This is a genomic window from Microcystis sp. T1-4 (assembly GCF_000297435.1).
Lineage (GTDB): Bacteria > Cyanobacteriota > Cyanobacteriia > Cyanobacteriales > Microcystaceae > Microcystis.
In genome coordinates, this window is sequence record NZ_CAIP01000312.1 from 1 (window position 1) to 11846 (window position 11846).

General features: G+C 45.1%; 16 protein-coding genes. 9 read left to right on the forward strand and 7 right to left on the reverse strand.

Annotation, left to right across the window (positions count from 1 at the left end; genetic code table 11):
• Positions 1–176: 176 nt before the first annotated feature.
• Positions 177–704, forward strand: coding sequence for a DUF3011 domain-containing protein (locus MICAI_RS16550; protein WP_008204724.1), 528 nt, complete (start codon positions 177–179; stop codon positions 702–704).
• Here MICAI_RS16550 and MICAI_RS16555 read toward each other — a convergent pair.
• The gene (locus tag MICAI_RS16555) at positions 701–1378 is read right to left on the reverse strand and encodes a response regulator transcription factor (RefSeq protein ID WP_008204725.1); all 678 of its coding nucleotides are present in this window, start codon (positions 1376–1378) and stop codon (positions 701–703) included. The genes MICAI_RS16550 and MICAI_RS16555 overlap by 4 nt on opposite strands.
• Before the next feature lie 485 nt (positions 1379–1863).
• Here MICAI_RS16555 and MICAI_RS16560 point away from each other — a divergent pair, with 485 nt between their 5' ends.
• The 5 genes from MICAI_RS16560 to MICAI_RS16580 all read left to right on the forward strand — a co-directional run bounded on the left by MICAI_RS16560 (position 1864) and on the right by MICAI_RS16580 (position 5744).
• Positions 1864–2742 (forward strand): phycobilisome linker polypeptide, encoded by an 879-nt coding sequence (locus tag MICAI_RS16560; RefSeq protein ID WP_008204727.1) that lies wholly within the window; start codon positions 1864–1866, stop codon positions 2740–2742.
• Between the two features lie 39 nt (positions 2743–2781).
• A complete protein-coding gene (locus MICAI_RS16565) occupies positions 2782–3549 on the forward strand; it encodes a phycobilisome rod-core linker polypeptide (RefSeq protein ID WP_008204728.1) in 768 nt (255 codons plus the stop codon).
• Between the two features lie 691 nt (positions 3550–4240).
• A complete protein-coding gene (locus tag MICAI_RS16570; protein WP_008204730.1) occupies positions 4241–4774 on the forward strand; it encodes a phycobiliprotein lyase in 534 nt (177 codons plus the stop codon).
• 13 nt (positions 4775–4787) lie between these two features.
• Positions 4788–5381, forward strand: a complete 594-nt coding sequence (locus MICAI_RS16575; RefSeq protein WP_008204732.1) for a chromophore lyase CpcT/CpeT — start codon at positions 4788–4790, stop codon at positions 5379–5381.
• A gap of 57 nt (positions 5382–5438) precedes the next feature.
• Entirely contained in the window at positions 5439–5744 is a 306-nt protein-coding gene (locus tag MICAI_RS16580) for a hypothetical protein (protein WP_039900414.1), read from the forward strand.
• Here the strand turns inward: MICAI_RS16580 and MICAI_RS16585 are convergent.
• A complete protein-coding gene (locus tag MICAI_RS16585; RefSeq protein ID WP_008204737.1) occupies positions 5741–6331 on the reverse strand; it encodes a phycobiliprotein lyase in 591 nt (196 codons plus the stop codon). The two genes, MICAI_RS16580 and MICAI_RS16585, sit on opposite strands and share 4 nt — an antisense overlap.
• 600 nt (positions 6332–6931) lie before the next feature.
• On the opposite strand from MICAI_RS16585, the gene MICAI_RS16595 reads away from it, so the two are divergent.
• Positions 6932–7147 carry a type II toxin-antitoxin system RelE family toxin gene (locus tag MICAI_RS16595; protein WP_232306223.1) on the forward strand — a complete coding sequence of 72 codons (216 nt, stop codon included), beginning with the start codon at positions 6932–6934 and terminating at the stop codon, positions 7145–7147.
• A gap of 56 nt (positions 7148–7203) precedes the next feature.
• Here MICAI_RS16595 and MICAI_RS16600 read toward each other — a convergent pair whose 3' ends face one another.
• Together MICAI_RS16600 and psaK are read right to left on the reverse strand one after the other, a co-directional pair.
• The gene (locus tag MICAI_RS16600; RefSeq protein ID WP_039900412.1) at positions 7204–7317 is read right to left on the reverse strand and encodes a hypothetical protein; all 114 of its coding nucleotides are present in this window, start codon (positions 7315–7317) and stop codon (positions 7204–7206) included.
• A gap of 171 nt (positions 7318–7488) precedes the next feature.
• Positions 7489–7755, reverse strand: a complete 267-nt coding sequence (gene psaK, locus MICAI_RS16605) for a photosystem I reaction center subunit PsaK (RefSeq protein ID WP_002756861.1) — start codon at positions 7753–7755, stop codon at positions 7489–7491.
• A gap of 120 nt (positions 7756–7875) precedes the next feature.
• Here psaK and MICAI_RS16610 point away from each other — a divergent pair, with 120 nt between their 5' ends.
• Complete coding sequence (locus MICAI_RS16610) at positions 7876–8514, forward strand: phosphoribosylanthranilate isomerase (RefSeq protein ID WP_008204741.1); 639 nt, start codon at positions 7876–7878, stop codon at positions 8512–8514.
• A 55-nt stretch (positions 8515–8569) separates the two neighbouring features.
• Here the strand turns inward: MICAI_RS16610 and folE are convergent, their stop codons facing one another.
• The 3 genes from folE to MICAI_RS16625 all read right to left on the reverse strand — a co-directional run bounded on the left by folE (position 8570) and on the right by MICAI_RS16625 (position 11297).
• The gene (gene folE / locus MICAI_RS16615) at positions 8570–9268 is read right to left on the reverse strand and encodes a GTP cyclohydrolase I FolE (protein WP_008204743.1); all 699 of its coding nucleotides are present in this window, start codon (positions 9266–9268) and stop codon (positions 8570–8572) included.
• Between the two features lie 49 nt (positions 9269–9317).
• The gene (locus tag MICAI_RS16620; RefSeq protein ID WP_008204746.1) at positions 9318–10046 is read right to left on the reverse strand and encodes an SDR family oxidoreductase; all 729 of its coding nucleotides are present in this window, start codon (positions 10044–10046) and stop codon (positions 9318–9320) included.
• Positions 10047–10391: 345 nt separating this feature from the next.
• Positions 10392–11297 carry a hypothetical protein gene (locus MICAI_RS16625; protein WP_008204749.1) on the reverse strand — a complete coding sequence of 302 codons (906 nt, stop codon included), beginning with the start codon at positions 11295–11297 and terminating at the stop codon, positions 10392–10394.
• A gap of 44 nt (positions 11298–11341) precedes the next feature.
• Here MICAI_RS16625 and MICAI_RS16630 point away from each other — a divergent pair, with 44 nt between their 5' ends.
• A complete protein-coding gene (locus MICAI_RS16630; RefSeq protein ID WP_002784438.1) occupies positions 11342–11749 on the forward strand; it encodes a hypothetical protein in 408 nt (135 codons plus the stop codon).
• Positions 11750–11846: the final 97 nt, after the last annotated feature.

Genomic DNA, 11846 nt, shown 5'->3' on the forward strand with positions numbered 1-11846 from the left:
GAAGTATTACCTCGCGGTAACGCTCTCTAAGGATGGCAAGAAAATTTACCGAATAGGGGGAAGGGTGAAGTTAAATCACCCTTCTTTTTTGTTGATTAACGCATCTCAAGCAACTATTACTCATTTTCTGGATACCCCTGTAAGATAAACTAGAGAATTTCTTGGAGATTAAGACAATGTTTCGCCAAATTTTATTATCTAGTCTCGGTTTGTTGCTAATTTATCCCCTAGGGAGCGAGCCAGCAGCGGCCAGAACCATGAGAGTTAATTGTGAAAGTCAAAGCGGTCGCACTACTCGCTGTCCCGTCAATGCTCGATGGGCCCAGGTGAGATTAACCCGCACTCGCTCCGCTGCTCCCTGTGAGGGTAATTGGGATTTCCAAAACGGCAATATTGTGGTGAGAAATGGTTGTCGGGGCGAGTTTGAGGTACGCACCGACGACCATCACGGTAATTCTGGTGGCGGTTGGGAAGGTAATGTTTACGAAGAATTTCGCCTCCCCAATATCGGTCGTTTTGTCGTTGATCGCCGCAGTTATTATGATAGTGGCAGAATTAGAGAATTTGATGCGATCGTTAATGGCAGTCGCGAGCGTTGGTGGGCTAATTGTCGTGGCGGCGAACTCGGCAGCGGTAGTCGTCGCATCCGCTCATCCCGGGAAATCGATCGAGTAGTGGACTTTGTTTGTGAGGATCGGGGTTAATCGATTTTACAGAGACGATAGCCGACACCGTGGACAGTTTCGATAAAATTTTCGGGCGCTCCTGCCGCTTTTAGCTTTTGTCGTAGTGCGCGCAGGTGAACCTTAACCGTATCTTCTTCCACGGATTCCTCCATCGGCCAAACGTGCTGGATGATGGTGCGGCGACCGATTAAGCGATAACCGTGGCGCAGCAGCAGTTCTAAAATGCAGTATTCTTTGGGGGTGAGATGGATGGCAACGCCGGCATAACTAACTTCGTAGGCCCCGGGATCTAGGCGTAAATGACCCCATTCTAAAATCGGCGGCAGCGAGGCCACATTGCGACGGAGTAAAGCCCGCACCCTGGCGAATAATTCCCCTAAATCCACCGGTTTAACGATATAGTCGTCGGCTCCCGCATCTAAACCGGAAATTTTATCGCTAACTGTATCCCGGGCCGTCACCATTAGGATCGGCATCTGATAACCACGCGATCGCAATTGTTGACAAAAACTAATGCCATCTAATTGCGGCAACATGACATCTAATAGTAACAGGTCGTAATCGCTGGCCCTGATGTATTCTAAAGCCGATTCTGCCTCTAAAGCCGTATCGACCACATAAAATTGGTCGGTGAGGGCTTCCGCTAAGGTGGCTGCCAAACGGCTATCGTCTTCAACTAAAAGAATCCTCATGGAACGCTAGAGATGGGTTAACCGTTAGCAGCTGCCGATATCAAGATCAGCATCAGTTTAAACTTATCAAAAAATGTTCATTCTTTGAAATACAGCTTAATAATAAAACACCTCTCGACTCTTTGACCAAAATTTTGTAAAGTTATATTTCAGATTAATTATTTCTTGCACTTAAATAACCAACTTATGCTTTACCTAGCAAGGGTTGGAGAAAAATCTTTCCGATTTCTTTCCGTTATCTTTCCGATTTCTTTACTATATTGATCTTCCCGATATCTTTACCAAATTTTATCGATATCTTTTCGATCTTTTCACCGGTTTCTTTTCGTGTCCTTTGCTACAATTGTTGAGCGTTCTTGATGGACTCGCCCGAGAAATTAAGCATCGATCGCCAAATTGACCCTGCGGGAAAGGCTGAGAAGGCATTTTGTCCCGAAGTCGTCCCGCAGCAATCCTTTACCCCACCTTAAGGAGATTGTTTTGCTATGACTTTTGGACCTGCTTCCCAACTTGGAGTGGCCCGGTACGAAGAAACTCCCCCGCTAGAATTGCTCCCCGGACAATCGGCGGCCGAGAAAGAAACTTTAATTCAAGCCGTATACCGGCAAATTTTGGGCAATGCCTACGTTATGGAAAGCGAACGGGCAGTGGTTCCTGAATCCCAATTAAAAATAGGAGAATTAAGCGTTCGGGAATTTGTCCGTGCGATCGCTAAATCCGATCTCTATCGCTCCCGTTTCTTCGATACCTGTCCCCGCTATCGTTTTATCGAACTCAACTTTAAACATTTCCTCGGTCGCGCTCCCGACGGATTGGAAGAAATGCGCGCCCACAGTACAATTCTCGATAGCCAAGGCTACGAGGCAGAAATTGACTCCTACCTCGACAGCGACGAATACCAAAACACCTTTGGCGAAAACATCGTTCCCTATTGTCGAGGCTATAAAACAGAACCGGGGCGCAATATGGTGGGATTCACCCATATTTTCGCTCTATCTCGCGGTAACTCCAGCAGCGACCTGAAGGGCAGTATTTCTGGTAAAGCTCCCGTACTGAACAAATACGTTATTCAAGAAATTCCCCTCCCCGTTATTCCCCCCTCCGGTGGTTCTGTGGGTGATGGTTGGTCTTTCCAAGATACCTCTAGTGGTGCGCGGTCGCGTTTGGGTGCCGGTGCCGGGGAAGAAGGCAAGGTTTACCGCATTGAGGTGACCGGTTATCGTTCCTTGGGCAAAGTTAACCGCGTCTCCAAGTTCCGCCGCAGTAATCAGGTTTATTTCGTCCCTTTTAACAAATTATCCCAAGAATACCAGCGCATCCACCGTGAGGGGGGTGTTATCGCTAGTATCACCCCGATTAACTAGAGTTCCGGTCAGCTATCGTTTTTGTTTAGGAGAATCTCAATGAGTTTAGTTTTAGAAAGTCCAGTGGAGCTGCGACCGTCGAGAAGTCCCGACGAAGTGGCCGCAGTAATTCGGGCAGTTTACAAGCAGGTTTTGGGGAATCCCCACGTGATGGAAAGCGAGCGCCTAACCACTGCCGAATCGCAACTGGCTAATGGTAATCTGACGGTGCGGGAATTTGTCCGTGCGATTGCTAAATCGGATTTTTATCGCCGTCGTTACTTTGAGTCCTGCGCTCCCTACCGTTTTATCGAGTTAAATTTCAAACACCTCTTAGGTCGGGCCCCGGCGGACCAGGGAGAAATTTCAGCCCATATCCAGATTTGTGTCGGTCAAGGCTACGAAGCGGAAATCGACTCCTATCTCGATAGCAGCGAATATCAAAGCAAATTCGGCGATAATATTGTTCCCTATTACCAAGGGGCGAAAAGCCAAGTCGGTCAGAAAAATATTAACTACAATCGCACCCTTTCCCTCTACCAAGGTTATGCCGGGGTTGATAGTGCTTTCTCCGCGGCCCGTTTGGGTGCGGAAGTGGCGACTAATAGCGCCAGTCCCATCACTTTACCTAGTAAAGGTGGTCGTTTGAGTGCCTACAAAGACGCAACCGAGAAGACTTTCAAAATTGTCGTTAAAGGGGCGAAATTTGATAGTCCTCGCCGGGTTAGTACCACGGAATATCTGGTACCAGGCGATCGCATGACTCCCCAAATTCAGCGTATCCATCGGGCGGGCGGTACGATCGTTAGTATCACCGAAATCGCCTAAAAACCTCGATAGTGAACGAGTAGGGATAGCTTCTCTACTCGTTGAGGGGGTTTTTGCCTCACAGATAAGCTGTACTGGATTTAAACTGCTTGTTGAGATGAGGCAAGAGGCAAGACCCCCCCCAACCCCCCCGACTTCGGGGGGGGGCAAAGGAGGGTTGGGGGGATTGGGGGAGATTCGGCTAATCTAAGGATAGGCGGTTAAAATGGGTCTTGGCTTACTGGATTTAAACGGCCTAGAAGAATTTTAGTACAAATGCTCGAAATCCCTCTTTTGCAGCTACCTTCTTCCCTCTCATAAACGGTCTCAAGGAGTAATTTAAATACCAAAAAGCTGACTTTAAATCTCCGAAAAAACAGTTATTATTTTAAGGCTAAATATTGAGCTTTTTAATATTTAGCTATAACCAGAGTAATCGTGATTAATTTACCGAAATATTTTCACGATCAATACTGTTGTTTTGTTGATTGTTTAATAACAATCACTGGTTTGATTGCGACTAAGTTAATCCTAGTAAAAATTATAATTCCACTGCAAAAAAATAAGTTATAATCAGAAGAAGAATAGCTTAAGATTACACTTAAGTATCTCCTAAAATTTTCGAGAGCGAATAGTGAAATGCCCCCTTCTTATTCGCTCTTTTTTCTACGAAAATTCCTTGATAATTAATCGTTAAAACCTGCTTTATCCTATGGATATCAGACAATTTGTCAAACTTTCCCTCGGTCGTTGGCGATCTCAGCGCAGCGCTCACCATCTAGCTTTTACTCACTTTGAACAGGTCAAATCGACGATCAATATCGTGCCTTTAAAAAAAGAAGATCAGGAGGTAATCGACCTGTGTAAGTCCTATGATATCGATGCAAATTTTGCCAGTAATCCCTTTCGCATGAGTTGGCAAGGAGAATCGGATTGGGATGATGAATCTACCTTTGAAGGAACGACAATTTTAATCCCAATTCCCGATGAAAATAATCCTCGATCAGGGCGATTATTGCGGGATCAAGGTTATGCAGAAACTATTCCCTCCATCGGTCGTTATCACTTTCAAGAAGACGGCACTTTTGTCCTCTTAACCGAATATGAAAGAGCCACTGCTGAAGAAAAAATCTGGTTTGTTACTCCTAATTTTCGCCTACGAGTATCTTTGATTAAAACCAGTGAGGGGACGGGAGTAGTTACGGCTTCTTTTTCCTCAGAAATTCGCGATTTATCTGTATCTTAGGGCAGTAAAAACCATGGCGGACAGTGATTTACTTTTAACTCTAGCTCACTGGATAGCGGGGGATTTTAGCAATCAGCAACAAGCTTTTGAAGATGCCAAAAATTACGCCCATATCCATGTATTTTTCCGACCTTTACCCTGGGATTTTTTCGGAGGAATTGGGTTTTATTCCGAACAGGTTTACGATTACGATCTCTGGCGACCCTATCGGCAAGGGGTGCATCGTTTTATCGATCGAGGAGAGGATATTTATATCGAAAATTACAGTTTACAAAACCCGATGTTTTATGCAGGAGCGGGACGGGAACTGTCAATTTTACGCAGTATAAAACCAGACAAAATTGCTCGCCGTTATCACTGTTCGATGATTTTTCAACGGCAGGGAAATCTCTTTCGTGGCCAGGTAGAGGGCAATAGTTGTTTTATCGAAAAATACGGCAAAAAAACCTATTTAGTTAGCGATGTGGAACTGACAGAAAACACTTTTGTCAGTTTTGATCGCGGTTTAGATGTGGACAACCACGAACAGGTATGGGGATCAACGGCGGGAGCTTTGAAATTTGTCAAAATACAGAATTTTGCCGCCGAAGTTCCTTCGATGATTTGAACGGTTAATCAGCAGACTGAACGGAAACCAATGGAAACTATCCAAGAATCTACCACCATGCTCCCACCAGTCGCCCGTCAAAAAATGCAAGCTTGGATCCGGAGCCGTCATCTGGTTTGTTCGGGCAACTTTTTCCTCTTTGAAACCTTAGATTATTCTGCGGTGGAACGCTTCGAGCAGTGTGTGAAAAGTTTAGGCGGAACGGTGATTTCTGTGGAACCGCTTAAACGAGTTTGGATCGGCACTCACCGCAAAATTCTCCTCTACCAAGTGAAAGCGAGTTTACACACTCCCCACCATGAATTAAAACAATATTGGTTTAAGTATGGCAGTTTTCAAACTCGCTTTGATGAAAATATTTAACTATTAATGGCTCGCTGGCGATTTTTCTCGATTAAGTCTTCTAAAAAAGAAGACTCGACACAACGGCGCTCGGAACAATAGGTCATTAAATTCACACCATTAATAATCTTGACTGTACTGACGCGCACACGAAAATTATCGGTAATAAACCAGCAGCGCTCCTGTCCTTGATTACGCTCGTATTCTGTATCTATAGTTAATACTCCATCCTCGGCAAAATGATAGACCCCGATAACGGGAATGTCTTCCACATAGCCTTTATTGCGGAGAAATTTGCCATAGCGAGCATTGACAGGATTGGGAACATCGACTAGAATCGCTTCGTAGTTAGGATCGGGGGCTTTTTCGCTTAAATTGCCCTGCCATTGAAAACTAGCTCCGCCACTAATTAACTCTGGATTTACCCCTTGTTCTCGGCAAACTTCCAGAACTTTGGGATTATCTGCGGCTAAAACCTTGATAATTAAGTTAGATTCTCCTGATTCATCTCCCGCCGCGTCAAAACGATGAACAGTACGTTGAGAAAACCAAACTCCTTCACTTTTGCGAAAGAAATCTATCATTGTCATTGGTGTTTTTTTTAGCATCGATCGCTCACTTTTACTTAGTTGCTTAACCAAATTTTACAATCTCAGAAAAAAGCCTTAAAAATCCATAGAATAACTGTTTAAATTTTACGATCTATTGGCTGTACTTAACTTCGGTTCGCGGTACAGTGTTGCTCATCAAGATGAAGTGTAACCTAATTTGGTATCGACCACCGACACCCCAAAACGAAAACTTCCTACCTGATCATTAAGATAACTGCTGTAAGAAACCCGTTTTCTTGAGTAGATTGGAGGAAAATATATAGATCCTGCAAACAGCTTAGATGCTCTAATGCTCAAAACTATCATCAAGGAAAGCGTCCGCAAAGTTATGCGGGAAGAATGGTTTAAATTCTTCGAGATGCTGATTCCCTATATTGATGATATATAGCGGTTCTCGCATCTGTGCGGCACACTCAAACCTTTGCTGATTAAGCTGTTCAGGATCGGGAATGTACCTCTTGTGAATCAGAAACGCTATAGAACAAGCTGACATAGAAGCAACCTTTAATCCTGTTGATTACAAAGACGACGGCTTCGTTGATATTACAGACTGGTTTAATCGTGAAGATCTGGATCAGTAGATCAGCCAATAAATTTTTGGAGAAACTAGATGCCAATAGCCGAAAATCTGTTTTGACTAAAATTGGTATTCTCAAAACCTGCCTTGAAACTCAAAACCTTTATCCTCCTGAAGAACTTGATATCAAAAAACTTAAAGGTGAGTTGAAAGGATTCTCCAGAATTCGTGTTGGCAAAATGCGAGTTATTTTTAAAATCGGCAAGGAGACAGAGGCAATATTTACGATTAATTAAGCGATTAGCAACGTTCGGATTTACCAATTATTTTCGATACTGCTTTCCGCAGCCATCTAACTTTCATGGGTTAATTTAGCCAATACTGCTTCTTCTTCGTCAGCAAAGTCTCTAACTTCAACTTGAGCAACTGATTTTTTAATTTTCTCGCGGGCAGCCAGAATAATCACCTAGACTTCTGACATAATTAACTCTTGAGAGTTCAAAAATGGGAAAATAGGGATGAAGTTGCCTAAAATATCTTTATACTTAGTTCTCCTGACTACTGACTACTGACTACTGGCTCCTCTCTCTGAGGATTACCGGTCACTGATTACTGATTACTGATTACTGATTACTGATTAGAGAATACCTGCGTTAGAAAGACCGAGAACCAGTCCCGCACCGAGAATATGGCCAAAACTCATGGTAGCCAATAATTCCGGCAGACCGAAGCTTTTTTTGGAGGCTAACTGCGGCAAGGGTAAAGCCGGGCCTGCTCCGGTATTTTGGATGGCAAAATAACCGATAACGAACGCTACTAGGTTAGCTAACGTCATGGTAATCCCGACGGATAAATTCCAAGGAATGGTTTGAGCAGTGGCTAAAAGTAAGGCGGAAGGGATCATTTGCGCTCCAGTCTTGATAAGATTTTGTTAATCACAGGGCATTATAAAAAGCTCTTGACCCGAAACTGCTTTTTGTTTGAATACTTAACAGTTTTTGTAACGTTTTGTGAATAAGATTAAATGCGAATTAAAATTTGCGGCATTACCCAACCGGACCAAGGCCGAGCGATCGCCAATTTAGGAGCTACGGCCTTAGGTTTTATCCTCGTACCGAGTTCGCCTCGTTACGTCAACAGCGAGCAAATTAACGCTATTATCGCCGCAATACCCGACAAAATTGATTTTATTGGGGTTTTTGCCGACGAGCAACCGGAAATTATTCAGCAAATAATTGTTAAAACCCCCTTGACAAGTGTGCAGTTACATGGTATGGAATCTCCCGAATATTGCCAAAGGTTGCGGCAATTATTACCCGACCGGGAAATTATCAAAGCTTTGCGGATCAAAGACAGAGAAAGTTGGGAAAAGTCGGCAATTTACTTTAATAGCGTCGATACTTTACTTTTAGATGCCTACCATCCCCGATTGCTCGGCGGTACGGGACATACCTTAGACTGGCAAGCCTTAGCCAGTTTTTCGCCCCCCTTGCCCTGGTTTCTCGCTGGAGGACTCAACCCCGATAATATTAGTGAAGCTTTAACCAGGCTGCACCCCGATGGTATTGATGTGTCTAGCGGCGTTGAGCGATCGCCTGGTGATAAGGATCTTAAAAAAGTCGCCCTCTTGTTAGAGCGACTGCAAAAATCCAGTGATCAGTGATCAGTTAGAAGGTTTTGGGTGTTGGGGTTTTAGTTGAATTCCCCCATTTCCCTGACTAGAAGAAATTGGGTTTATGACGGATCAGGTTAAGATACTCCTCGCGGGTTTTCTGCTCGTCTTGGAAGACTCCTAACATGGCACTGGTGACGGTCCAGGATCCGGGTTTCTGCACCCCGCGCATCACCATACACATATGGGTTGCTTCCATGACTACCGCAACCCCTTGGGGGTCGAGAATTTCTTGAATCGCTTCGGCAATCTGACGGGTGAGGCGCTCTTGCACCTGTAAACGACGGGAATACATTTCCACAATGCGGGCCAATTTACTTAATCCGACCACCTTTTGGTTAGGAATATAGGCAACGTGGGCCCGACCCATGAAGGGTAACATATGATGTTCACAGAGACTAAAGAAGTCAATATCGCGCACTAATACCATCTCATTATGACCTTCATCGAAGATCGCACCATTAACGAGGGTTTCTAGGGATTGTTGATAGCCCTGGGTGAGAAACTGCATCGCTTCGGCCACCCGTTTGGGGGTTTTTAATAAACCTTCTCTGTCGGGATCTTCCCCCACCGAGATCAGGATATTTCTGACCGCATCCATCATCTGTTCTTTGTTTTCGTCGGAAGTTGGATGAATTTGAGCGGTTTTGCCATTGTGGGTGTTGCGATCGGGGCGAGTGGTCACGCGTGCTTGGATAGCGTCGGTTAGATTACCGTTTAAACCGTTAGAAGAAGCTATGGTCATAATGAGGATGCCTGTAGGCGAATTGATTGATAAATAGAAGTATTTTGGGTTATAATGCCCCCGCACTGGGCATAATGGTCATCGTTTCCACTACGGCCTGTTTGGGCAGTAACACCGCTTGCAGAATGGCCTGAGCGATGATATCTGGGGTCAACATGGCCGAGCGATCGAAATCTGCTTTAACGCTATCGCTGTCCCAGATGGGAGTATTGACAGCCCCGGGGGTGATAATCGTGACGCGAATGGCGTTGGCCCGCTCCTCGATCGCCAAAATGCGAGAAAATGCCACTAATCCAGCTTTGCTGACACTATAGGCCCCCCAATCGGGGAAAAAATTATCGGCGGCGATCGAGGAAACATTAACGATCATGCCTCCCCCCTGTTGACGCATAGCAGGTAAAATCCCTTGCACGCACTGATAAACGCTGGTTAAATTGAGAGCGATCACCCGCTGCCAGTCTGACAAAGGTGTGTCGGCCAAGGGATTTGTGTAACCCATGCCGGCATTATTGATCAGGATGTCGATCGGTCCGGATTCTTGGGCGATTTTAGCGATACTAGGAGCTACTTCCGGGATATCTGCCAAATCTAAGGGGTAAGCTTGGGCTGATACGCCTAAATCTGCCGCCATTGCCGCCACGGTTGCCAATTTTTGTTGATCGCGACCGATTAACACCAGATTAATTCCCGCCTTGGCGAAAGCGAGGGCGGTTTCTTTGCCGATGCCGCTACTGGCTCCGGTGATCAGCGCTCGCTGTTGACGAATAACAGAGTTCATGGTATAATCTGAAATCTCTTAACTCTTGGTAGTTAGGGCAAAATTTTGGCGGTCAGGGAAACCCTAGAAAGGTTTAAGGGAGTTGGGTTAGATCGGAGCAATTTTTCTGGCACCAAAAAGGTCGCGTCCACCCAGGGCGGGGGGAGGCATTGACTATCGGGTAGGTTCAAGATTAAGAATCGTTACAAAATTTTACCTAGCCAATTATAGCACTGTTAAGTCAGGGATCACTAATTTTTGTGTATATTCAGATAGATATCTAACCAGGGAGAGAAAAAAGCGGCCTGGTGGGCGAGAATTCTTGCGGCTGTCTTGGTCGAAAACTCTCTTCCCCTGCGCTCACAACTACTCACCGGAGGAGATGCCAGTGCTGGGTTGAGTGCGATTGACAATCACCACTCGATCGCCGATAACGGGACTTCTAGCGAGGAGAATTCCCTCGTTATCCTTCATTTCCAAGCGGCGAAAATCGAGACTTTGGCAACGTTGAAACACCGAATTAGCCAATTTATCCTGTTGTGATGCCTCGAGGCTATACCAATTATCGCCCAAAATAACTACTAGACGACTAGCCAAAAAATCTGCCTCTACGGTAGAAATAATACCGGCGGGATAACGAGTAGTTAAATCGGTAATTTCCTCTTGAATGGCTGCGACTAAACTTTGTTCGGGAGTCAATCGCGGTTTGGCTTTGGTAATCGGGACGGGAATCGGTGCCTCTGGTGCGGTTAATTCTGGGGGAGTTTCGATAATTTCCCCGGCTGCCGGTGGGAGACTAGGGATAACTTCGGGCATATTTTCGGCAATTTCCCCGGGATTTTTCGGTAAACTGATGACGGCGACTAAGAGGATAGTGACTAAACTTCCTGTTAACAAGCCAGTGATTAACCAATCGGGAATTTTTTCGCCAATTCCCGTCGGTAAAAGTCGGCGAATTTTGTTCAAAATTGCCGTCCACCACCCCTCCACCTGATCGAAATCCGGTAAAATATCGTCGATTCCCTCGACTGCTTCCATGGGAGAATCTGGGGTTAAACTTTGCTCAACTTCCGCGAATTCGTCTGGTTTTAAGGCAGCGGCTAACTGTTGCGTTGAGTTAAGAAGATTATCAACGACAACTTTGGGAGGTAACACTGTCCCCGTTCCCGTGTTAAGTTGGGAAACGATCGAATTTAACTGCTCGATCGCCTCTTGTAGTCGGATCACCGTTTCTGCTTGGCTGAAATTCTCTCGCTCGTTTGGTTGAGTCATAATCTTTCTTAACCCGCTGCCATTCTTTTTCAAAATATCATTGTATGCGCCGTTTTCTCGGTTTTTTAACCAGTATTTTCCTTGTCTTCCTGACTGCTTGTGGTAGTGTCACTCCCCCCCAAGAATTTGCCCCCCCTGGAGAAATCGTCACTAAAGCCCTTTTATTACAATTTCGTCACACATCCGATCGTCTTAGTCAATCTTTACAGATCGATGAGCCGCAGGTAAAAATTGCTAAAATTAATGTCACCAGTCTGGAACCGATTTATGTGGGCAATTTGCCCGCCTATCACTTGCAGGGGGATTACGATCTAACTCTACAATTGCCCCATCAAAAAGATACCAAACAACACAACAATTTTGATCTTTATTTACAAAGACAGATCGAGGGAAAAACTTGGCGTTTACTGGAAGAAGTTGCCTCCCAATGGCGCAGCTATTTAGTCAAATAACCGGAAAAAGCCAGGGGATTTTGCTAAGTAGCTGGTTATAATTAAATTGAAGATAGATTTTGGGTTCGATCCCCCCTGCCCCCCTTGATAAGGGGGG

Coding starts and splice junctions, on each gene's coding strand:
- MICAI_RS16555 (WP_008204725.1), bottom strand. CDS start 1,378: ATGAGGATTCTTTTAGTTGAAGACGATAGCCGTTTGGCAGCCACCTTA.
- MICAI_RS16570 (WP_008204730.1), top strand. CDS start 4,241: ATGGATATCAGACAATTTGTCAAACTTTCCCTCGGTCGTTGGCGATCT.
- MICAI_RS16550 (WP_008204724.1), top strand. CDS start 177: ATGTTTCGCCAAATTTTATTATCTAGTCTCGGTTTGTTGCTAATTTAT.
- MICAI_RS16625 (WP_008204749.1), bottom strand. CDS start 11,297: ATGACTCAACCAAACGAGCGAGAGAATTTCAGCCAAGCAGAAACGGTG.
- MICAI_RS16580 (WP_039900414.1), top strand. CDS start 5,439: ATGCTCCCACCAGTCGCCCGTCAAAAAATGCAAGCTTGGATCCGGAGC.
- MICAI_RS16620 (WP_008204746.1), bottom strand. CDS start 10,046: ATGAACTCTGTTATTCGTCAACAGCGAGCGCTGATCACCGGAGCCAGT.
- MICAI_RS16630 (WP_002784438.1), top strand. CDS start 11,342: ATGCGCCGTTTTCTCGGTTTTTTAACCAGTATTTTCCTTGTCTTCCTG.
- MICAI_RS16565 (WP_008204728.1), top strand. CDS start 2,782: ATGAGTTTAGTTTTAGAAAGTCCAGTGGAGCTGCGACCGTCGAGAAGT.
- MICAI_RS16610 (WP_008204741.1), top strand. CDS start 7,876: ATGCGAATTAAAATTTGCGGCATTACCCAACCGGACCAAGGCCGAGCG.
- folE (WP_008204743.1), bottom strand. CDS start 9,268: ATGACCATAGCTTCTTCTAACGGTTTAAACGGTAATCTAACCGACGCT.
- MICAI_RS16560 (WP_008204727.1), top strand. CDS start 1,864: ATGACTTTTGGACCTGCTTCCCAACTTGGAGTGGCCCGGTACGAAGAA.
- MICAI_RS16575 (WP_008204732.1), top strand. CDS start 4,788: ATGGCGGACAGTGATTTACTTTTAACTCTAGCTCACTGGATAGCGGGG.
- MICAI_RS16585 (WP_008204737.1), bottom strand. CDS start 6,331: ATGCTAAAAAAAACACCAATGACAATGATAGATTTCTTTCGCAAAAGT.
- psaK (WP_002756861.1), bottom strand. CDS start 7,755: ATGATCCCTTCCGCCTTACTTTTAGCCACTGCTCAAACCATTCCTTGG.